The 20812-nt window shown below is 41.6% G+C and carries 18 protein-coding genes; 8 read left to right on the top strand and 10 right to left on the bottom strand.

Going from position 1 to position 20812, the window contains the following annotated elements:
• Nucleotides 1-114: 114 nt before the first annotated feature.
• Complete coding sequence (locus M1D52_RS23215) at nt 115-2265, top strand: S46 family peptidase (RefSeq protein WP_437393711.1); 2151 nt, start codon at nt 115-117, stop codon at nt 2263-2265.
• 33 nt (nt 2266-2298) lie between these two features.
• Here M1D52_RS23215 and miaA read toward each other — a convergent pair whose 3' ends face one another.
• The 3 genes from miaA to M1D52_RS23200 form a co-directional block, all read right to left on the bottom strand.
• Complete coding sequence (miaA, locus tag M1D52_RS23210) at nt 2299-3210, bottom strand: tRNA (adenosine(37)-N6)-dimethylallyltransferase MiaA (protein ID WP_437393710.1); 912 nt, start codon at nt 3208-3210, stop codon at nt 2299-2301.
• Complete coding sequence (locus M1D52_RS23205) at nt 3189-4346, bottom strand: Gfo/Idh/MocA family protein (protein ID WP_013664907.1); 1158 nt, start codon at nt 4344-4346, stop codon at nt 3189-3191. The genes miaA and M1D52_RS23205 overlap by 22 nt, the downstream gene beginning before the upstream one ends.
• Nucleotides 4347-4528: 182 nt before the next feature.
• The gene (locus M1D52_RS23200; protein ID WP_013664908.1) at nt 4529-5317 is read right to left on the bottom strand and encodes a hypothetical protein; all 789 of its coding nucleotides are present in this window, start codon (nt 5315-5317) and stop codon (nt 4529-4531) included.
• Between the two features lie 158 nt (nt 5318-5475).
• Between M1D52_RS23200 and tilS the strand changes: the two genes are divergently transcribed.
• From tilS to M1D52_RS23180, 4 genes are all read left to right on the top strand, one after another.
• Nucleotides 5476-6807, top strand: a complete 1332-nt coding sequence (tilS, locus tag M1D52_RS23195) for a tRNA lysidine(34) synthetase TilS (protein WP_437393708.1) — start codon at nt 5476-5478, stop codon at nt 6805-6807.
• A 2-nt stretch (nt 6808-6809) separates the two neighbouring features.
• Entirely contained in the window at nt 6810-7295 is a 486-nt protein-coding gene (locus tag M1D52_RS23190) for a hypothetical protein (protein WP_242627104.1), read from the top strand.
• A 140-nt stretch (nt 7296-7435) separates the two neighbouring features.
• Nucleotides 7436-7720 carry a DUF4834 family protein gene (locus M1D52_RS23185; protein ID WP_013664911.1) on the top strand — a complete coding sequence of 95 codons (285 nt, stop codon included), beginning with the start codon at nt 7436-7438 and terminating at the stop codon, nt 7718-7720.
• Between the two features lie 171 nt (nt 7721-7891).
• Nucleotides 7892-10342 (top strand): YfhO family protein, encoded by a 2451-nt coding sequence (locus tag M1D52_RS23180; protein WP_437393706.1) that lies wholly within the window; start codon nt 7892-7894, stop codon nt 10340-10342.
• An 88-nt stretch (nt 10343-10430) separates the two neighbouring features.
• Here the strand turns inward: M1D52_RS23180 and M1D52_RS23175 are convergent, their stop codons facing one another.
• The 4 genes from M1D52_RS23175 to M1D52_RS23160 are packed head-to-tail and all read right to left on the bottom strand — an operon-like array spanning nt 10431 to nt 13854.
• Nucleotides 10431-11204, bottom strand: coding sequence for a glycosyltransferase family 2 protein (locus M1D52_RS23175; RefSeq protein WP_041387199.1), 774 nt, complete (start codon nt 11202-11204; stop codon nt 10431-10433).
• A 2-nt stretch (nt 11205-11206) separates the two neighbouring features.
• A complete protein-coding gene (locus M1D52_RS23170; protein ID WP_013664914.1) occupies nt 11207-11911 on the bottom strand; it encodes a DUF5672 family protein in 705 nt (234 codons plus the stop codon).
• Entirely contained in the window at nt 11908-12837 is a 930-nt protein-coding gene (locus tag M1D52_RS23165) for a glycosyltransferase family protein (RefSeq protein WP_437393705.1), read from the bottom strand. Before M1D52_RS23165 ends, M1D52_RS23170 begins: the two co-directional genes overlap by 4 nt.
• A 6-nt stretch (nt 12838-12843) precedes the next feature.
• Nucleotides 12844-13854, bottom strand: coding sequence for a glycosyltransferase (locus M1D52_RS23160; RefSeq protein ID WP_437393703.1), 1011 nt, complete (start codon nt 13852-13854; stop codon nt 12844-12846).
• Between the two features lie 48 nt (nt 13855-13902).
• Here M1D52_RS23160 and M1D52_RS23155 point away from each other — a divergent pair, with 48 nt between their 5' ends.
• Entirely contained in the window at nt 13903-15381 is a 1479-nt protein-coding gene (locus M1D52_RS23155; protein ID WP_377613245.1) for a lipopolysaccharide biosynthesis protein, read from the top strand.
• On the opposite strand, the gene M1D52_RS23150 is transcribed toward M1D52_RS23155, so the two are convergent.
• Entirely contained in the window at nt 15368-16072 is a 705-nt protein-coding gene (locus tag M1D52_RS23150) for a class I SAM-dependent methyltransferase (protein WP_013664918.1), read from the bottom strand. The two genes, M1D52_RS23155 and M1D52_RS23150, sit on opposite strands and share 14 nt — an antisense overlap.
• Before the next feature lie 109 nt (nt 16073-16181).
• Nucleotides 16182-17987 (bottom strand): translational GTPase TypA, encoded by a 1806-nt coding sequence (gene typA / locus M1D52_RS23145; RefSeq protein WP_013664919.1) that lies wholly within the window; start codon nt 17985-17987, stop codon nt 16182-16184.
• Between the two features lie 235 nt (nt 17988-18222).
• Here typA and M1D52_RS23140 point away from each other — a divergent pair, with 235 nt between their 5' ends.
• Nucleotides 18223-18384: a FeoB-associated Cys-rich membrane protein gene (locus tag M1D52_RS23140; protein WP_083812281.1), complete on the top strand. Its 162-nt coding sequence runs from the start codon at nt 18223-18225 to the stop codon at nt 18382-18384.
• Nucleotides 18385-18408: 24 nt separating this feature from the next.
• Here the strand turns inward: M1D52_RS23140 and ispF are convergent, their stop codons facing one another.
• The gene (gene ispF / locus M1D52_RS23135) at nt 18409-18888 is read right to left on the bottom strand and encodes a 2-C-methyl-D-erythritol 2,4-cyclodiphosphate synthase (RefSeq protein ID WP_013664920.1); all 480 of its coding nucleotides are present in this window, start codon (nt 18886-18888) and stop codon (nt 18409-18411) included.
• A gap of 291 nt (nt 18889-19179) precedes the next feature.
• Here ispF and M1D52_RS23130 point away from each other — a divergent pair, with 291 nt between their 5' ends.
• Nucleotides 19180-20751 carry an SUMF1/EgtB/PvdO family nonheme iron enzyme gene (locus tag M1D52_RS23130; protein ID WP_013664922.1) on the top strand — a complete coding sequence of 524 codons (1572 nt, stop codon included), beginning with the start codon at nt 19180-19182 and terminating at the stop codon, nt 20749-20751.
• The last annotated feature ends 61 nt before the right edge of the window (nt 20752-20812 follow it).

Genomic DNA, 20812 nt, shown 5'->3' with positions numbered 1-20812 from the left:
TTGCATAGCAGATAAATAAAATGCATCTTTGTTGCCTTACTTAACACCTTGTCGAGATCCAATTATTTAACCGATTAGTTGTCTCGGCAAAGAATATTACACACATAAAAACATATGAAAACGAAGAAAATTTGGTTCTTATTTTTGCTCTTACTTCCATTCACCGTTGTCAGAGCCGATGAAGGAATGTGGTTTCTCATGCATATTGACCGATTGAACCACCGGGATATGCAAAAGATGGGATTACAGCTGACATCTGAAGAAATCTATAGTATTAACCACTCAAGTTTAAAAGATGCCATTGTTCAATTCGGCGGAGGATGTACGGCTGAAATCGTTTCGAAAGACGGCTTAGTCTTGACTAACCATCACTGCGGATATGGTGCTATTGCTGAACTGTCTACGCCTGAGCACGACTATCTGACGAATGGCTTTTGGGCTCGAAGTAAGCAAGAAGAGTTAAAACCTAAATCGCTTTCCGTCCGCTTCTTTGTGCGGATGGACGACGTGTCAAAGCGTATCCTGAGTAAAGTGAATGACCAGATGAGCGAGTTTGAACGGGAGCAGGTAATTAATCGAGAAATTGCACGTATTGAACAGGAAAATAGTGAAGGAGGAAAATATGTAGTCTCCGTAAAATCGTTTTACAATGGCAACGAATACTACTACTTTGTATACCAAGATTATAATGATGTTAGATTGGTAGGCACACCGCCGAATAGCATAGGAAAGTTTGGAGGTGATACCGATAATTGGGAGTGGCCACGTCACACAGGCGATTTTTCGTTATTTCGCGTATATGCCGATAGAGAGGGTAATCCGGCCGAATACGACGAAAATAATGTTCCGTTAAAACCTAAGTATCACCTACCCGTCAGCTTGAAGGGTTTTCAGGAGAACGACTTTGCGATGATACTGGGTTATCCCGGGCGCACCAATCGGTGGATGCCTGCTGCCGGAATTGACCAAAATGTGAACTTTGCGTATCCGGCTTGGGTTGAAGCATCCAAAGTTGGTATGGATAACATGAAGAAGCATATGGATCAAAATCAGCAGGTAAAGCTTGAATATGCTTCAAAATACGCACAGGTCGCAAATTATTGGAAAAACAGGCAAGGAATGATTGATGCACTTAGCAAGCATCAAACCGCTGCCACCAAGCGAGCGGAAGAATCAAAATTCAACCAATGGGCAAACAAAAAAGACAATAAACCCCGATTTGGGAAGGTAATAGAGACCATCAATCGCTATTATGAATTGACTAACGAAAAAAGTCGTCATGATAATTACATGATGGGTATGTTACGTTCAAGTAACTTTGCCTCGCTGCCTTATGTTTTGGGAAGGGCGCTGTTAATTTATGCCGATGGTACCGATGCCAAAAAGGCGGAACTTAAGTCGAGCCTGAAAACAGAGATCGCAAGTCAATATGAGAAACTGTATCTGCCGTTGGAACAAGATGTATTGGCTGCGGAGTTGAATCTATATGCAAGCAAGGCTAAAGCAGGAGGCCTAGCTCCTCGTGTTGATTCTCTTAGTCGGGCAAACGGCGGCACTTTTAATAATTATATTAAGCAGGCATTTGAATCAAGTATATTTTCTTCAGAAGAGAAGCTGCTTACTTTTTTAACCAATCCGCAAGCGGAGCAGATCGAACAAGACCCACTCTTTCTTCTTTCATCTGATTTAATGACTCGGTATCGCTACACCGATGAAGAGCAAAAGAAAGAAGAGGCTAATTTCCAGCGGGCATTTAGGTTGATGGTGGAAGGAATGCGCAAAGCTAACCCGAAAAAAATATATTACCCCGATGCCAATAGTACTTTGCGCTTAACGTATGGTAAAATAACCGCGCTTCCTGCCGATCCTCGAAATGATGCGAAAGAGAACTTCTACACAACGTTGAAAGGGACGGTTGCAAAATACAAGCCAAAGGATGAAGAATTTGATCTCCCTCAAAGATTGATCGACCTGTATAAGACGAAAGATTTTGGGAGATATGCTGATCGTGCCGGGTATATGCCTGTAAATTTCCTCACCAATAACGATATAACCGGTGGAAACTCGGGGTCCCCGGTCATCAACGGAAAAGGGGAGTTAATCGGTATTGCTTTCGATGGTAATATAGAAGCAATGGCAGGCGATGTGATTTTTGATCAGCAACTCCAACGGACAATTGCCGTTGATATTCGCTACGTTTTGTTTATCATGGATAAGTTTGCAGGAGCGAAACATTTGGTGGATGAGATGACCCTTGCCGAATAATGGCAATTAATATTGTAAATAGGAGGCTGCTTTTTATGGAAGGCAGCCTTTTATTTTTTCTACATTTTCTGCAATTGCATTTCTTCCATCAAGCCAATGAATAGTGATGCCGTCTTTCTCCATCTTTCTGAAATAAGTCATTTGCCGCTTTGCAAAGCGATGGATTTCCGTATTTAACTTGGTAAATAGCTGATTTCTGTCTATTTCTCCTAATAGAAAAGCAGTTACATATTTATATTCCAAGCCATAAAATTTAAGCTTATCAGCCGGAACGCCCGCTTCGATTAGCCCCTGCACCTCTTCGATCAATCCTGCCGCCAGTCGTTGTTCCAACCGCTGTGTTATCTTAGCACGTCGATCATCCAGAGGTAATTGGATTCCAAAAACCCGCGCATCCAAATGCTGATGCCGATTAATTGGCTCATACGGATTGACCTTTAACCAGCTGGCTATTTCAATGGCTCTAATCAGCCGTTTTTTGGTGCTGATATCGGCCTTAAATCCAATAGGCTGTGGCAAAGATAAAAAGAACTTTTCCAGCTCCTCGATATCCTTTTCCAACAGATTCATTCGAAGATTATCATTCCGAGGAATGTAGGTGAATGCATATTGCTGTAACACTGATTGTATATACAAACCCGTTCCTCCGCACAGAATGGGCGTTTTGCCCTGTGCTTGTATATTAAACCAAGCTTCTTGAAAGTCGTCTTGAAAGTGGGCTACGTGATACGAATCGCCGGCATCACGGATATTAATTAAGTAGTAATCGACACCCTTATATTCCACCAAATCTTTGCCGGTTCCAATATCCATGCCCCTGAATACCTGTCTTGAATCCGCGCTGATGATGGCGCCGTTTATTTCTTTAGCAAGGGCAACGGCCAGGGCAGTTTTCCCTGAAGCCGTTGGACCCAAAATACATATTAAACCACGAACTTGGTCCATTTTTCATTGCTGGCATTACTAGCCACCACATTATCGATAAAGGCCATGCCGCGTACGCCATCTTCTACCGTAGGAAAATCTAACATTTCCGGAGTAGGCGTCTCGCCGTTTAACTTAGCAGACACGGTTAATACAAAGTTGCGGTAGATATTTCCAAAGGCTTCCAATAACCCCTCGGGGTGTCCGGAAGGAATCCGTGTATTATGTTTGGCAGCATTGCTTAAGTAAGCATTGCCCGTACGGTAAATCTGCTTCGGTTGATCAAGTAAATTCACATATAAACTATTTGGTTCTTCCTGGATCCATTCTAGCCCGCCCTCTTCACCATAAATTCTTATACGAATGGCGTTCTCCTCGCCCGCAGCAATTTGTGAAGCGATTAGTACGCCATTAGCGCCGTTGTCGAAACGTATAAGCACATTGCCATCATCATCTAATAAACGTCCTTCTACCAACGTGTTCAAGTCTGCACAGATGTCCGTAATTTTTAATCCGGTAATGTACTCAGCTAAGTGAGCGGCATGTGTGCCAATATCACCCATAGCCCCACTTTTGCCTGATCGTTTGGGGTCAGTCCGCCATGCTGCTTGCGCATTTCCTTCCCTTTCGCTCAAACGGCTTAGCCATCCTTGCGGGTATTCCACAATTACTTTTCTGATTTTACCAAGTTTATTTTCTTTCACCATGGCTCTTGCTTGCTTCACCATCGGATAACCACTATAGGTATGGGTAAGTGCCAATGTCAAACCCGTCTTTTCCACGAGGTCTCGTAATTGTTTTGCTTCTTCCAAAGTAAAAGTCATGGGTTTTTCGATAACCACATTAAAACCATTTTCCAGGGCGAGGCGAGCCGGATCGAAATGGACAAAATTGGGCGTAACTATTGTTACAAAATCCATTCGCACGTCTTCAGGTAGCTGACTTTCCTTTTCTATCATCTCTTGGTAAGTGCTGTAGACCCGACTTGGATCAACAAACAAGGCCTCTCCGGACTCTCTTGAGATTTCAGGATGTACACTAAAAGCACCGCAGACTAATTCGACTAAACCGTCCATTCGAGCGGCAATACGGTGTACTGAACCGATAAATGCATCAATACCACCGCCTACCATGCCCATACGAAGTTTTCTTTTCATTGCTATTATTTAATTAAATTGGTGTTGACATTAATACGAACACTTCCAAAAACCTTGTCTAATTGCTCGGCCTTAATGCTAAATTTGAGCCTTCGTCTCGGCCTTGCTCTTATTGTCGGCTTCGTCAAAAAAGGCGTTTTGGAAAATATCCATAAGTATTGGCCTAAAATAAAAAAAAGATCTTATAACACCTGACGCATTTTTATACTGCCCAGATTTTCTACCCAATGGACGGGATTATCCCGATTTATCCCTAAGTCGGCACATCCTTCATAATAACGAATCTTATCCGTGCCTTGAACCATAAAGCGTTGGGGAGGTAATAATCCTTCTGAGTGGAATCCTAGCTTTTCATAAATTTCTCCCGACGACCAATCCCGATCAACATAAGTCATGATGTCGCTGGGATGAAACGCTGTCGCGAAGCCTTTAAGCAGTTTGCTTAGGCCGCCTACAACCAGATGGCCGGACCGATTACAGAATCGCAACAATTCAAATGAACGGTGCTCGGGTGCCATGTCGCGCATTTTACGGCCGCTGCTAAATATCGCTATGGCCATTAACGTATCTCTATATAGAAGGCCATAGCGATATTTACCGGGAAGAGGCACCTGCAAATGATGTTCTTTTTGAAAAACCAAAGCTTCTTCTTTATTTATTCTAACCAAGGTAGTGCTACGCGCATAAACTCTGTTGGCTAAACCCAGCGCGGCCCGGATTCGAGCCATAACCACGTTGTTTCTGCTTAAAAATAAATCTTCGTCTAAATGTATTTGACGAGTAGCGAGAAGAGGTTCCTCTTTGTGTTTCACATCAAAATGGAGACTATTATAAAATTTGATGGACAAAACCCCCGACTCAACGATGACATTGGAAACGGTGGCAGATTGATCGACGATGGAGGCCGAAATACCGAATTCTTCTTTTAGTTGTTTTATTAATACATCGACACTTTTAGGCTCAGCTTCCATGCTGCAAACTTACTAAACTTGTATCTTTTCGTGCTTAATTATTTAAATGAAGGGTGCGGAGTCGGAATCGTCTATGGACTGAACGCTATCGGGCGATATCCTAACGAACGTAATGGCACATTGGTTTATCAATAAACATTTTTGTCTACCTTTGGCTTATGGGGCTTTTAGAACGTTTTCTGAGATTTGGCGAAGAGCATGACTTGATCAGTCGAGAACATCGCACCTTGCTGGCAGTTAGTGGTGGAAGAGATTCGGTTTTAATGGTTCATTTATTTGCTAAAGCTAAGCTGCCCTTTGGTATTGCTCATTGTAATTTTCAATTGCGAGGGCAACATGCTGACGCGGATGAGGAGCTAGTAAGAAATTTAGCAGCAGAAATGGAAGTGCCCTTGTTTGTCAAGCGATTTGATACCATTGCTTATGCGAAGAAACAAGGTATTTCGATCGAAATGGCGGCCCGGGCACTGCGATATGAATGGTTTGAGCAAATAAGGTCAGACCAGCACTATCGGTATATCGCGCTGGCCCATCATCAGAACGACTCCGTCGAAACGGTATTGCTTAATTTGACCCGCGGTACGGGGATTGCAGGTTTGCACGGTATCCTCCCAAAACGAGGGGTACTGATCAGGCCGCTCCTATTTCTAACGCGCGAGGAAGTGACGCAGACGGTTTTAGAAAGAAATCTGGTTTACCGAGAAGATGAGTCTAATTTTTCTACCGATTATTTAAGGAATAAAATCCGACTGGAAGTTGTTCCACGTTTAAAGGAGATTAACCCCTCGCTGGAAAGAACCTTTCAGGAAAATAGTAGACGATTTGAGGAGATGGAAACCTTGTTAAAGAACTACAGCGAACAATTAAGGAAAAAGTTATTTGTTGAAACAACTTCCAACACCTATCAAATAGAGTTAAAAGCGCTGCAAGAGCTTAAGCCTTTACGCACGCTGCTGTATGAGTTATTCAGACCTTATCAATTTCTTCCGGAAGTCCTTGATGACCTTGTTTCGATATGGCAGAATGATAATCGAACCGGAAAGCAGTTCTTTTCCGATAGTTATAAATTGCTCGTCGATCGTGAAAATTTAATACTGCAAAAAAAAGAACCCGTTGATTTACCGCATCAATTTTTACAGCCTAATCAGGCGGTGATATGTCAAGGATTTCACTTAACGGTAAAATTGGTAGAAAAACCCGTGAAGATGAATGAATTTGGAAAAGTGGCTGTTGACGCCGATAAATTGCTTTTTCCGCTTTTGGTACGGTCTTGGCAAGAGGGAGATTGGTTTAAACCTTTAGGAATGAAGGGAAAGAAGAAGTTGAGCGACTTTTTTATATCGTTAAAAATATCGCGTTTCCATAAAAAGGAAATCCCCTTGCTTGTAAATGGCAATGGTGACATCGTTTGGGTGGTGCCCCATCGTATGGATGACCGATATAAAATTACAGACAAAACAAAAAAAGTTGCTATCTTAGAATGCATATAAAAATGGAAGAAGACAAACCTTTATTTGTTGAGAATCAATATCTTGGTCGTGACCGTGGTTGGGTCAGCGTACGATTGGTCATGGCGCTTTTTTGCTTTGCAGCTTATTATGTGAGTACGGAGCGCGAGCGAAGCGAGCAACTATTCCTCTTAGTTGGATGCATTATACTGATTGTATCAATCATTATGATGTATATGTTGCATTATCGCATTACGGTGAAGAATAAGAGCGTCATTCTACAAGGGCTGTGGACGGCCAGACTAGTAAAAATAGACCTCAATAGTATTGTTAAAGTTGAAAATGGACTCTATAGTTCATACCTTATTAATAGTCCCGTCTATAATCTTCATCAAAAAGGTAAGATCCGTTTTTACGCCGGTGGGAAAGCTGCGGTGTGGTTAACAGACAGGGACGGCTTAGTCTACGTTGTAGGAACCCAACATCCTAACGATCTGACCCGGGCTATTTTAAAGGCAAAAGAATCGTAAATTTATTGTCAATAACCAGATTTAAAAACTGATCGATATACTATTTACTTAATATTTGCGTAAGTTTGTTAATAAGGCGTGATGCTTATGTTAAGCACGCTTTATAGACGCTAGACGATTATAATTTAATGTAGATATTAATGGGTTTATTAAAAATATTATTAGTTGCTATTTTAATTTTATGGGTGCTCCGTATGCTGGTAACGGTTCTATTTCCATACCTCATGGCAATGTTCGTTGGTAAAATGCAACAGGAGGCCCAAAAGCAATACGAAAGACAAGCGGGATCTTATAGAAGTGAGAATGTTCCGAATACCGACGGCAAAGTGCGCATTGATTATGTTCCTCCCAGGACAACGAAAAGCAAGCCTTCCACAACTAATGGTAGGGTAGGTGAGTTTGTTGATTTTGAAGAAATCAAATAAAGTATCTATTCGCCCGTTTCGGCTATGTTTCGTGAAACGGAACTTATCTGATTTCTTCAGTACAAAGCCATAGACGACAAATTAAGAAAAAATGATATTTCGGGCCATTAAAAGTTCGAAATATCATTTTTTTGTAATAGGTTTGAACCTTAGCTCAAAGAATACAAAAGAATGAAGAATTGGTTCAACCGAAATGCTACTCATTTTGCCATCATAGGCATCTTTATCGTTATCTGTCTTATTTATTTTGCCCCTGCCTGGCAAGGAAAAGTGCTTCTCCAAAGCGATGTCACGCAAGCACAAGCGATGCAGAAAGAGATTATGGACTTTAGGGAAAAGGATGGTAAGGGCCCACTTTGGACGAATTCAATGTTTGGCGGCATGCCTTCTTACCAGATATGGGTATCTTATCCAAAAAATATTGGAACGCATATCATGGCGGGGCTAAAAGGAGCGCTTCCTTATCCGATGGATGTAGTGCTATTGTATTTACTGGGCGCCTATCTTTTGTTAAATGTGCTCAAGGTCAGACCTTGGCTAGCTGCCGTTGGAGCTATTGCATTTGCTTTTACTTCATACAATTTTATCTATATAGAAGCGGGGCATGCCAATAAAGCCTATGCTATTGCACTATTTGCTCCCGTCGTAGCAGGTATTCTGCTGTGCTTGCGGGGTAAAAATCTTTTGGGTGCCGCTATTTTGGCTTTATCACTTGCCTTGGAGATACGCTTTAACCATATTCAGGTAACCTATTATCTTTTCATCGCTTTGCTGATCTTAGTCGGCATCGAATTGTATCACGCGGTAAAGGAAAAAAAGACTGCAACCTTCCTAAAATCCATCGGTTTTATGGCGGTGGCGAGTTTGTTAGCCTTAGCAATCAATGCCGGCTTGTTGTGGACAACCTACGAATATTCAAAGGAATCGATTCGTGGTAAATCCAATATCACTTCCGAAACAAAAGGCTCGGCACAACAGGGAGTAAGTAAAGAATATGCCTATCAGTGGAGCCAGGGAGTGGGTGAAAGTATTACTTTTTTAATTCCGGGTGCCTATGGAGGAGGCTCTCAAAGTAAATTTGATGAGAATTCTAATACCGTGAAATTGCTAAGCAGCCAAGGTTTTGGCGCTGATCAGACTGCCGGTCTTGTGTATTGGGGAGATAAACCCATGACTTCCGGACCTTGGTACTTTGGTGCTGCGGTTCTATTTTTGTTTGTTTTAGGATTATTTGTGGTGCAAAGCCGGATTAAGTGGTGGATTTTATCGGCTACGCTACTCAGTATTGTGCTTTCATGGGGCCGACATTTTACCCTTGTATCCGATTTATTTTTCGATTACTTCCCTTTGTACAATAAATTTAGAGCGGTTGAATCTACTTTAGTAGTAGCCTCATTCCTCATCCCAATATTAGCAATTATCGCAGTGGACGAGATTATTAAAAATGGGAAAGTGATTGAAAAGCTGGACAAAAAAATAATCTATTCCTTGGCAATTGTGGGCGGAATATCGTTGATCATATGGGTTCTGCCGGATTTATTTTTTAGCTTTCAGGCACCGAATCATCAACAACTTATTCAATCCATTTCGCAGCAAACGCAAAACAATAGTTTCGCCCAATCGCTGGGAAATGCTTTAGTACAGGACCGTGCAGGCTTGGCACGAAGCGATGCCTTCCGATCCCTGTTATTTGTCTTATTGACCGCGGGAGTCGTTTGGTTATTGGCAAAAAATAAGTTGAATGCAAAAGCGGCTACTATTGCTGTAGGCGTTCTTATTTTAGTCGATCTATGGGGTGTGGATAACCGGTATCTCAATAGGGATAGCTTTGTAGAAAAGGAACGTTTAGAGCAATCTTTCTTTAAACCGCGCGAGGTGGATAACTTAATCCTCATGGATAAAGATAAAGAATACCGGGTACTGGATTTAACTGTTGAACCCTTCAACAATGCATCGCCTTCTTATTTTTATAAAAACGTAGGAGGGTACCATGCGGCCAAGCTGATGCGTTATCAGGAGCTATTAGAACGGCAGTTTTCCAAATCCATCAATGAAGATGTGTTGGATATGCTAAACACACGCTATGTTATTACCAATAACCGGGAAGGAACATCTCAAAGTATCCAGCGACGGGATAAGGCCGCAGGCAATGCTTGGTTTGTTGATCGTGTCACTTTCGTTAAAAGCAACGAGGAAGAGATGAACGCCATTGATAGTTTTGATCCTAAGAAAGAAGCCTTTATTCATCAAGAGTTTAAGGGAAAAATTGACGAGAAGCGATTAGGACGTCCTACCAATGCGAGCATTGCGTTGACGGATTATCGTCCGGATCATTTGGTTTACGAATATACCGCTCCGAATGATGTAATGGCTGTATTCTCTGAAATTTGGTACGATAAAGGATGGAAAGCTTTTGTTGATGGACAAGAGATTCCTATCCTGCGGGCAGACTATGTTTTACGTGCAGCTCAACTTCCGGGCGGTAATCATAAAGTCGAATTCAAGTTCGAGCCACAATCCTATTATATGGGAGAGAATATATCGTTGATAGCGTCTATTATCTTAGTGTTGGGACTGGCATTCGCTATCTGGAAAGATAGGAAGCAAGGAGTAGCGAGTTAGTTGTTAGCAGTTTGGTGTTAGTGTCTAATGAGTAAGACCTTTTATTTCATATGCCTAACACCTTAAACCTTACCCCTTTCCATTGCCTCTAGTCATTCGTTTTTCCAAATCGGATATAGTACAGCAATAAGTTCCACGCAATTACCAAATGATGCCATATATTAGGGAATAAGCCATAGTACTTGGTGAAAATCCTGAATCGCTCCATTAAGCTTTGCCGGTGCCGTTTTTTGGAAAGACCGCCAACCAAGTATTTCGCAACATATTGGTGGGTATTGACAATGCTTTTAGCTTTCTTGGCCGCCTTTAAGATCCAATCAATATCGGCACTTAGCTGATACTGCTCATCATATGGCTCTACAATTGATCTTTTCATGTAAATGGCCTGATGACTAATGGACATGCCATACTTAAAACTTTTCCAGGTAAAGTGCTCCGGCACTTTATGCCTTCGTCTACCTAAACTTTTTCCTGCATGATCAATCATTTCCGTTTCACCGTAGTAAATGTCTGCAAAAGCCTTTGAGGAAAAAATATTGCTCACTGTGTTCGGTGCATAGATTTCATCACCTGAATTCATGAATAGGAGGTAGTCGCCTGTAGCTAAGCGAATTCCTTTGTTCATCGCATCATAGATGCCCTTGTCACGCTCGCTAACAATTTTTGCAATGCCAGATTTATATTTTTCAATAACAGCAAGGGTTCCATCTGTTGAGCCACCATCAACTACAATATATTCGATATTTGGATAATCTTGTCCCAATACAGATAGGAGTGTTCTTTCGATATCCTTTACATTATTATACACAACGGTAATTACCGTTAATAGTGGAAAAAACTCTGGTGAATTTGAAAAAGACATTCCTAATATTTTTTGATGAATTGCTGCCAAAAATCCGGTTGATATTTGTTCCAGGCATGGCAGCCAAAGGGTAAATGGTGACCGGTTAGCTCGTACGATTGACGCGGTTTTCTTTCGAAGGCAAAAGAAAGTGCTTCTCGAGCCTTGGGCTTTTTAAAAGGAACAAATAGCGTCCAAATCATGTCCTCATTCTTGGGAAGCAATCTAAACATCCAGGTAGCCCAAAAACTCCATTTAATGTGGCTTTTTATCTTTCGTAGCGAAAGTCCGCCGTTTCCAACCTTGTTAACCAAGCGTTTCGAGAGGTTAATAATCGGTTTTTTTCCGGAAGTAATGGGAGGAGGTTCCAACCAAGGAGCACCGACATAATCGTACCCTTTTTCTGCCCAAGCTGATAATTCGTCACGAAATACCCAGGCATCTAACTGATAAATTAGAATATAGTCATAAGCTTGGAATGCTTCATAAAAATACTTACCCGTGAGTAGCTTACTATAACCGGTAACACTTTTGAAAAAGGAATCATCAAATCGCTGAATAGTCACGGGTTTATCGGCTAAGTTTTCATAATAGGTTGTATTGAGCGAATGAGGGGCCGCTAATATAATCGGATAGGATCCAAGCACTTCCACGCATTGCCAAAAGGCATACTTTTCATCCGGATCGGCCAGCTCTTTATATATGGGAATAACAACCGCAATCTTCATTTAATAAACCTGTTTTTGAGCTTAAACCATTGGTTAGTAACAAACTTTCGACCTCTTTTTATCCAGCTTCCTTTTCTATTCTTATAAAAATGCTTGACCATTGCTAATGCCGTAGGGTCTTCCTGCACCATTGTCGGAAAAGATGAAACAGGCTTTCTGGATGGATGCACCTGATAAGTGTCTTCTATAATAGAATGAACGCCACTGCCATCATGACCGATATTTTCTATCAACGATTTAGCCGGATACAAAACCAATCCATTTTTCAGGAAAACGGATGCGTGCCACCGAATAGCCCAAGAATCGTTTTTCCCTTTTTTAAAGTCCAATAGCTGTTTCCAATAATTTTTCATTGTACCGTCCACTGTGAAACGGTAAATCTTTTCCAAATCAAACTGCGAATATAATTGATCGATATCCGGTTCAAACTGCTCCCAGGCGCGCTTCCAGGTTGCCCAGCCCCAGCTGTTAATAGAACGTAGAAAAAAGGTTTCAGATAAGGCGTCCTTATCGCGTAGAGGAAACATATAGGCAGCAATTTGCATAACCCGGTGTTCTTTCTCATACCGTTGTAGCGCTTCATTGAAATAGCCAAGTGTATGCGGAGAGCTTAACAGGTCGTCTTCAAAGACAATAACTTTACCGTATTCATTTACAAGTTGTGTAACGCCGGCTATAATGGACTTGGCCAGCCCCATATTTTGATGACGTACTATTAATTTGATTGATTTAAAACCGCTGGATTGATTAATCAGCGCGCGAACCTGATTTACCTTTTCCTCATCTTCAATATGCTTCGCGGCATCTGAAAAGACGAATAAACGACTATCTTCTGCCAATAAATTTTCCTGGAGATATTTGAGGGTCCGTCGCGTGTGCTCAGGCCGATTATACACGAATAAAGCAATGGGTGCTGGATTTTGCATGCGATATCAATTGGTAGGTTTTTCCTTTTTTCCGAGTCGCCCGGCTAAACCGTCAGCAACTGCTATTCTGAATTCTTTATAAGCTTTATGTTTCCCGGTGATTATGCTAATCAGATAATGCCCGGTCATATATAGCCACTTGTTAAGGGCGAAGATAAATCTATTTTTTATAGCATGCCGCGAATAAAAATAAAGCCGATTTCGTACCTGGTAAAAGGTACGGAAATTCCAGAGATCGAGTATCGCCGAACGCCAAAAACGGTGTTTATAAGTAATTCCCTGAGAAATGTCTACATCGTTGATCCGACTGTCCGGAATGAGCCAGATCTCTCCACCCATCTCCGTAATCCGATTGGTATATTCGGAATCATCCACATAAACAAATAGCCGTTCGTCGGGATAGCCAATAAACTCCACGAGTCGGCGGTGTAAAAAGAGGCCGCCATATGGAACGTAGGGAAGCTTACTTGGTCGTAGAGGTGATGAATTGTAGCGATTTTGCCCCGCGAGCTTCCGGTATTGATTGCTAAAGATTCGAAAAAAATGAAAACCCATGAAATTATCGGGTACCAGATAATATTGATAAGGATCAGCTCCTTGTGCAATTAAAACGTGATTTTTACGATCGGTGCGCAGGCTGAACAGAGCTTTCCTGTCTTCAGCCAGTCGAATCGATGGCCAGGCGTTTATTAACTTTTCCAAGGCACCCTCTTCCGGTAAATTATCATCATCTAATAGCCAAACAAAGTCGGCATTGGAATGTGAAACAAAATAACCTAAGCCTGCTTTATAGCCGCCCGCAGAGCCGAGATTCTCCGTCTCCTGAAGGAGGGTAATGATAGGGCTGTTTAATTGATCAAGCTCCTTTTTAAGATCGTAGTCTGAACCGTTATCCACCACGATAATATCCACAACATGTTCAAATGACAAGACGCGCTCTAATATTTGTTTTAAAAAAGCCCATCGGTTTCCATAGGTTACGGTTAACACACAAACATTATATGCTATCTTTGTCATCTTATTTTATGCAAGTTTACAATAGATAAACAGAAATCGCAATTCAAAATGGGGATTATTAAACAACAAACCTTGAAGGGCACCTTCTTTTCTTATATAGGTGTTTTTATAGGTTTTGTGACCAATACGTTTATTTTAACGAAAGTACTAGATACGGATCAAGTAGGCTTAATTAATATCCTGACGTCCTTTTCGCTGATATTTGCCCAGTTTGCTATTCTCGGTTTCAATGCCACGGCACGCTATTTTCCCTATTTCCGGAATGAGAAGAACAAGCATAATGGCTATTTGTTTTTAGCCTGTGCCATTTCGTTGATCGGCTTTATTCTATTTGTCATTGGAGCCTATGCTTTTAAGGAAGTCATAATAAGTCAAAAATCCCAAGATAATAACTTGTTTCGCGATTATTATTGGTACCTCCTTCCGCTCACCTTTGCAAACCTATACTTTAACATCTTTGATTTGTACTCAAGGTTGTTATATGACGCCGCAGCGGGGCGCCTCATTCGTGAATTCACCCTAAAGCTGCTCATTTTGGTATGCGTCGTTTTATTAATATTCCGTATCCTCGATTTCCGGTCGTTCATGTGGTTATGGTTATCAGCTAACCTGATGCCCATGTTGTTGATGATGATCCGATTGGTACGAAAGGGTAACTTTTCACTTAAGCCGAATTTCAACTTTTTAAATAAAGATGTTCAGCGAAATCTCTTCAACTTATGCCTATTCGGCATATTAACCGGCGCTTCGCCACTTCTCGTTGATAACATTGATCGGTATATGGTGAATAGTTACTTTGGCTTGGCCGACACGGGTATATACAGCATCGCAGCCTCTTTCGGAATTATTATCGCTTTGCCAACACGAAGTTTGTATAGCATCGCATATACCGTAATAGCCGAGTCCTGGATTAGAAAGGACATGGCCAATATCCATACCGTGTACAGGAAAAGCTGTATCAATCAATCTATTGTGGCGCTATTTCTCTTTATCCTCGTGTGGGCGAATATACATAATGCGCTGAAGGTGCTTCCACCTGATTATGCCGATGGTGTCTACATCGTTTTCTTTATTGGCCTGGCCAATTTATTCGATGCGTTAACAGGAGTCAATGCTGTTATATTAGCTACCTCTCGGTACTATCGATACGACTCCTTTTTTTACCTGGCTTTAGTAGGTGTGACAATTGGCAGTAACTTGTTTTTCATACCTAAGTTTGGGATCACCGGTGCGGCAATGGCTACTGCACTTACGATGTTCATTTTCAATCTTTCGAGATACCTATTTATTTTATTTAAGTTTAAACTCCAGCCGTTTACAGTGCATAATTTGTTAGTGATCGTACTTGGCGTGCTCATTTACTGGCTCAGTACCCTGATTCCTGTTCAGCAGAATCTTTATCTGGATACCTTTATCCGTGGGGGCTTCATCACCCTGTTATATGCCGGGTCGGTCTATTTCCTTCGCTTGTCAAGCGATATTAATGACATGGTTGCTGACCTTCTTGCTAAGCTTAAACGCTCTTAATAAACTCCCGAATAAATTTGGGATGTTTTAAATTTAAAAGCTGCTTCCGGTTTTTTTCAAAAAAGGCATAATCTCCCTGTTTTACCTCATCAATGGTAAAAGGGACGTCCGTGTTTCGGCTTCCTTTTGCCACTACACCAAGCCCATAATCCATGTCTAAGGTAAATACGGTAAGATCCGGACGTGTAACGATCAAATCAGCCACCGTTTTCCAAACATCGCCGTTCCACTGTCCCTGCCAGCCAGGTAAGTCCCAGTTCCGGACTTTTTCCCGGACTTCATTAAAATGATCTTTAATGGTGTAGGCGGCAGCCTCATTTAATGGGTTACAGTCGTGCATAACAATAATCCCACCTTCGTTAAGATAGTTCAAGCAGTTCTCCACGTCGCGTTTTGACTGCTCGTAAGTATGCAGTCCATCTACCAATGCTACGTCAATACCATCCTTTAAAACCTTCTTTGCATGGTGCTCAAAAAAGTAATCACTGGTATATTCGTACGTTTCGAACTTCGTTATACCTACTAAGCGTTTTATCTTGAGCGGAAAGCTGAATAAGAACTCGGGGTCAACACCTATCTTCCGTGGGCATTGTATCTTAGAGATAATGGTACCTGTTTGTACACCAATCTCCAGATAAGTTTTGGCGTTTCTTTGTTTAATAATTAAGTTAAGCACATCGAGCCTATTCATATTCACGTTGTTTAATGCAATAATAATAAAATTTACAAAGCGATACAGGTTATTCCATAAAAAAACAGGGTGGCTCGAAAGTCACCCTGTTTTTTTAAAAGTATAAAGATTACTGGAATTTCTTCGCGTTTATCTTACGCTCGTTCTCAGTCAGATAAATCTTTCTTAGACGAATATTCTGAGGCGTCACTTCAATGTATTCATCTGCTTGGATATATTCCATCGCTTCTTCCAACGAAAATTTGATCGCCGGAGCAATACGGACGTTATCGTCACTGCCCGATGCGCGCATGTTGGTTAACTGTTTCCCCTTTACAATATTGACAACTAGATCATTGTCCCGGCTGTGCTCACCTACAATCTGACCTTCATAAATGTCTACGCCGGGATCCACAAAGAAGTGACCTCTATCCTGTAATTTATCGATCGAGTAAGCAGTTGTTTGTCCTTTTTCCATCGAAACAAGTACGCCTGCCAAACGACCCGGGATCGGGCCTTTCCAAGGTTGGTAGTCTTTTATGCGATGCGCCATAACCGCTTCACCGGCAGTAGCGGTTAATACATTGTTTCTTAAGCCGATAATACCTCTTGAGGGAATTTCAAACTCTAGATGTTGCATATCACCTTTTGTTTCCATCACAAGTAACTCACCTTTACGCTGCGTTACCAATTCGATCACTTTACCTGATACCTCAGCCGGTACATCTACTACTAAGGTCTCAATAGGTTCGCATTTTACACCGTCAATCTCTTTTAAGATAACTTGTGGCTGGCCCACCTGTAATTCGTAGCCCTCGCGGCGCATGGTTTCTATCAAGACAGATAAATGAAGAATACCTCTTCCATAAACTAAGAATGCATCTGCCGAGTCGGTAGGAAGCACCTTTAATGCGAGATTTTTCTCCATTTCTTTTTGTAAGCGGTCATGCAAGTGACGCGATGTTACAAATTTGCCCTCTTTGCCGAAGAACGGTGAGTTGTTAATTGTGAACAACATGTTCATCGTAGGCTCATCGATGTGTATAACCTCCAACTGCTCCGGATTTTCAAAATCGGCAATGGTATCACCAATTTCGAAACCCTCAATTCCTACTACAGCACAAATATCGCCCGAAGGGACTTCCTGTACTTTCACCTTTCCAAGGCCTTCAAAAGTATACAGCTCTTTGACACGGGATTTCATCACTTTGCCATCACGCTTTACCAAAGACACCGGTTGATTTTCTTTTATAGTACCTCTAGCTACACGACCAACAGCAATACGTCCTACAAAGGATGAATAGTCTAATGAGGTGATTTGCATCTGTAAAGTACCTTCGTTGTAGGGGGCAGCAGGTATATGTTCAAGAATTGCATCCAATAGATCCGTGAAATCTTCTGTCGGTTGCTTCCAGTCTTTAGACATCCATCCCATTTTAGAGGATCCGTAAAGTACAGGGAAATCCAATTGTTCTTCTGTGGCATCCAAGTTAAAGAAAAGTTCAAAGACCTGCTCGTACACCTCTTCAGGACGACAGTTTTCTTTGTCTACTTTGTTAACGACAACAATAGGCTTTAGACCTAAGCCAAGGGCTTTTTGCGTTACAAAACGAGTTTGAGGCATCGGCCCTTCAAAGGCGTCTACTAGGAGAATAACCCCGTCAGCCATTTTTAACACACGCTCTACTTCTCCTCCAAAGTCTGCGTGGCCCGGGGTATCAATAATATTTATTTTGACGTCCTTATAACGCACCGAAACGTTTTTGGAAACGATGGTAATACCTCGCTCACGTTCCAGGTCGTTATTGTCCAGAATAAGCTCGCCTGTTTGTTCGTTGTCACGAAACAGTTTAGTGTAATGTAAAATTTTGTCAACCAGAGTCGTTTTTCCATGGTCAACGTGTGCAATAATCGCAATGTTTCTAATTTGTTGCATCCAAGTATGTATATCTCAAATTTGGGGATAAATTGCTTTATGCAATTTATCAATTTCTCATCTGCGCTTTGAGTATCAAAGAACTAAAGGGAAAATTTTGCGCAAAGGTAATTATTCCATTTGAAAAATTAAGCGCTTGGATTGCTTTTATTTTTGACGGTTTTTTCGTCTTTGTCCACTTCGTATAGCAAGCTAGTTGCTTGATTGTGAAAGGTATTTTGGTTATATTTGTATTATGGATATACAGTCGATAGTTGTTTTATTATTGTTTGCCGCGGCCGCTTTTTACCTCGGTCGCATGTTGTATAACAATCTAAAACCAAAAAAGGGAGGCACCTGCGGTTCCAACTGTAAATGCGGTATGGATTTTTCCAACATGCCGGAACAAACAAAATAGTGCCTCTTAAATAGATGTCAGGATTTATAGTTTTTGGATCAAACATACGGCATAGGCCACTACCCCTTCTTTGCGTCCGATAAATCCCATTGTTTCATTGGTTGTGGCCTTGATGGAAATATCCTCTACATCTAAGCCGCTAGCGTTGGATATATGTGCCTTCATAGCCGGGATGTAAGGCTTTATCTTCGGTGCCTCAAGACACAACATGGCATCTATATTACTAAGTTCCCATCCTTTGTTTTTTAATAATTTAATACACTCTTCCAACAGAATTAAACTACTGATGCCCTTCCATTTAGCATCTGTGTTCGGAAAATGATAACCAATATCCTCCAAATTCGCTGCACCCAATATGGCGTCACAAATCGCATGTACCAACACGTCTGCATCCGAATGTCCGAAAGCGCCTGCATGATGATCGATCTTTTCTCCTCCCAGAATAAAGGGATGATTTTCTTTTAATTGATGGACGTCGAAGCCGAAGCCTACTTTTATTTTCATGTTTGTGTTTTTGTTTTATAAGGCAGACTTGTCTGTTCATTTTGTTCATTATTTTGAAAAGAGTTCGCCTTGCCTAACTTATGGCGTGATAGATCTTCTTATAGCATATCAAAAAAAAGCGGTTTAATTTGCTTTATGATACCTTTTTTGCCAAACTTATCAAAAACCGGCTATAAAAAAAATTATTTGATGGAAGAGATGAAAGGCTATATCATGTATTCAGCATTTGTTGGTCGGTTGCCGTTTTGTTTTAATGTGCTAATTTTGAATGGTGGTGTATTCGCATAAACTATGAAGAAAAATTTTACGCTGATTGTGCTTGCGCTTTGTGGTATTGGGCTCATGTATTCGAGCTGTAGCAAAAAGAGCGGAATGGGTGACCGATCATCAAAAACGGGAATGAAATACAACGACCCGCATAATGGTGGTTTTCAGGTCAATCGAAAAGTGAAGCCCGGTCCCGGTCCCGGACTCGTTATTATTGAGGGGGGCACCTTCGTGATGGGCGGAAGCCTAGATCAGGATCTGGGCTATGAGAACGATAATAAGCGTAGAAGAGTAACCGTTGCTTCCTTTTATATGGATGAAACGGAAGTGGCTAATGTCGATTGGCTTGAGTATCTTTATTGGCTAAATCAAAACTTTCCTAACGACCGACAGTTATATTATAACGCGCTGCCTGATACGCTGGTTTGGCGTAATCCTCTATCTTATAACGAACCCTATGTGGATAATTACCTCCGACACCCGGCTTATCAAGACTATCCTGTTGTCGGCGTTACTTGGGAGCAGGCTAACGATTACTGTGTATGGCGGACCGATCGTGTAAACGAAGAAATTCTGCGCTCGAAAGGAATCTTATTGGATTACAAAAGTAAGGCCGAAAGTGCGGGAGAGAGCACGGCGCAGCCTTTTAATACCGACATTTATTTGAATGGACAATACAAAGGTGAAGGTATAGATGGTAAAAACATGCCGAAAGACCTACGCCCGGGCGCAGAAAAAGATGCCCGGAGGCCGGTACGGTTGGAGGATGGTTTTCTTAAACAACCCTATCGATTACCAACCGAGGCAGAATGGGAATATGCTGCCTTGGGGCTGATTGGCAATACCATCTATGGAAATGTAGAAGGTTATCGGATCTACCCTTGGGATGGTTTAGGTGTTCGTTCAGGTAAGAAAAAAACGCAGGGCCTTATAATGGCTAACTTTAAGTTAGGTGCGGGTGACAATATGGGAACGGCCGGATACTTAAACGATGCAGGTGATATTACAAAACCGGTGACAGCTTATCAGCCGAACGATTTCGGTTTATATAATATGGCCGGTAATGTGAATGAATGGGTGGGTGATGTGTATCGTAAGCTGACCTATGAAGATTTCGAAGATTTTAACCCCTTCAGGGGCAATGTCTACGTGGACAAAAAATTAGAAGATCCGGAGAAAGGCATTTATGCAAAGGACAAATATGGCCGACCAATTAAGGAGATGGCCAAGGCACCCAGGAAACAGACATGGGAAGAATTGCAGAATCAAACCGCAGCGCAAGATAGCGGTGTAAGTGCATACAATGCAGACATGAGAGGGTATAACGATGAAGTCAGCGACTCCTTATATGGTAAGACAACCTTGGTGAACAACAAATCGCGTGTTTATAAGGGCGGTTCATGGAATGATCGTGCATATTGGTTAAATCCGGCAACGAGAAGATTTATGCAACAAGATGAGTCCTCTGCAACGGTAGGCTTTCGCTGTGCCATGACGCTTGTCGGTAATCCGGAAATTCATACCAATGGCATGCCTCGTTTCAAATCAGCTAAAGTGAAAAGCGGTTTGCGAAAATCTTCAAAGGCGACGCCATAGGCAAGGGAACTTCACCTTCTAGAAAAGAAAGACATAGCTCTATTGTTTATATTTAAAATGC

This window comes from Olivibacter sp. SA151 (assembly GCF_054130995.1).
This window is presented reverse-complemented; position numbering and strand designations above follow the sequence as displayed.

What these genes read in the sequence shown, in the direction of transcription:
- typA (WP_013664919.1), bottom strand. Translation starts at nt 17,987, where the DNA reads ATGCAACAAATTAGAAACATTGCGATTATTGCACACGTTGACCATGGA.
- M1D52_RS23130 (WP_013664922.1), top strand. Translation starts at nt 19,180, where the DNA reads ATGAAGAAAAATTTTACGCTGATTGTGCTTGCGCTTTGTGGTATTGGG.
- ispF (WP_013664920.1), bottom strand. Translation starts at nt 18,888, where the DNA reads ATGAAAATAAAAGTAGGCTTCGGCTTCGACGTCCATCAATTAAAAGAA.
- M1D52_RS23175 (WP_041387199.1), bottom strand. Translation starts at nt 11,204, where the DNA reads ATGTCTTTTTCAAATTCACCAGAGTTTTTTCCACTATTAACGGTAATT.
- M1D52_RS23205 (WP_013664907.1), bottom strand. Translation starts at nt 4,346, where the DNA reads ATGAAAAGAAAACTTCGTATGGGCATGGTAGGCGGTGGTATTGATGCA.
- M1D52_RS23140 (WP_083812281.1), top strand. Translation starts at nt 18,223, where the DNA reads ATGGATATACAGTCGATAGTTGTTTTATTATTGTTTGCCGCGGCCGCT.
- M1D52_RS23180 (WP_437393706.1), top strand. Translation starts at nt 7,892, where the DNA reads ATGAAGAATTGGTTCAACCGAAATGCTACTCATTTTGCCATCATAGGC.
- M1D52_RS23215 (WP_437393711.1), top strand. Translation starts at nt 115, where the DNA reads ATGAAAACGAAGAAAATTTGGTTCTTATTTTTGCTCTTACTTCCATTC.
- miaA (WP_437393710.1), bottom strand. Translation starts at nt 3,210, where the DNA reads ATGGACCAAGTTCGTGGTTTAATATGTATTTTGGGTCCAACGGCTTCA.
- M1D52_RS23185 (WP_013664911.1), top strand. Translation starts at nt 7,436, where the DNA reads ATGGGTTTATTAAAAATATTATTAGTTGCTATTTTAATTTTATGGGTG.
- M1D52_RS23170 (WP_013664914.1), bottom strand. Translation starts at nt 11,911, where the DNA reads ATGAAGATTGCGGTTGTTATTCCCATATATAAAGAGCTGGCCGATCCG.
- M1D52_RS23200 (WP_013664908.1), bottom strand. Translation starts at nt 5,317, where the DNA reads ATGGAAGCTGAGCCTAAAAGTGTCGATGTATTAATAAAACAACTAAAA.
- M1D52_RS23150 (WP_013664918.1), bottom strand. Translation starts at nt 16,072, where the DNA reads ATGAATAGGCTCGATGTGCTTAACTTAATTATTAAACAAAGAAACGCC.
- M1D52_RS23155 (WP_377613245.1), top strand. Translation starts at nt 13,903, where the DNA reads ATGGGGATTATTAAACAACAAACCTTGAAGGGCACCTTCTTTTCTTAT.
- tilS (WP_437393708.1), top strand. Translation starts at nt 5,476, where the DNA reads ATGGGGCTTTTAGAACGTTTTCTGAGATTTGGCGAAGAGCATGACTTG.
- M1D52_RS23165 (WP_437393705.1), bottom strand. Translation starts at nt 12,837, where the DNA reads ATGCAAAATCCAGCACCCATTGCTTTATTCGTGTATAATCGGCCTGAG.
- M1D52_RS23190 (WP_242627104.1), top strand. Translation starts at nt 6,810, where the DNA reads ATGGAAGAAGACAAACCTTTATTTGTTGAGAATCAATATCTTGGTCGT.
- M1D52_RS23160 (WP_437393703.1), bottom strand. Translation starts at nt 13,854, where the DNA reads ATGACAAAGATAGCATATAATGTTTGTGTGTTAACCGTAACCTATGGA.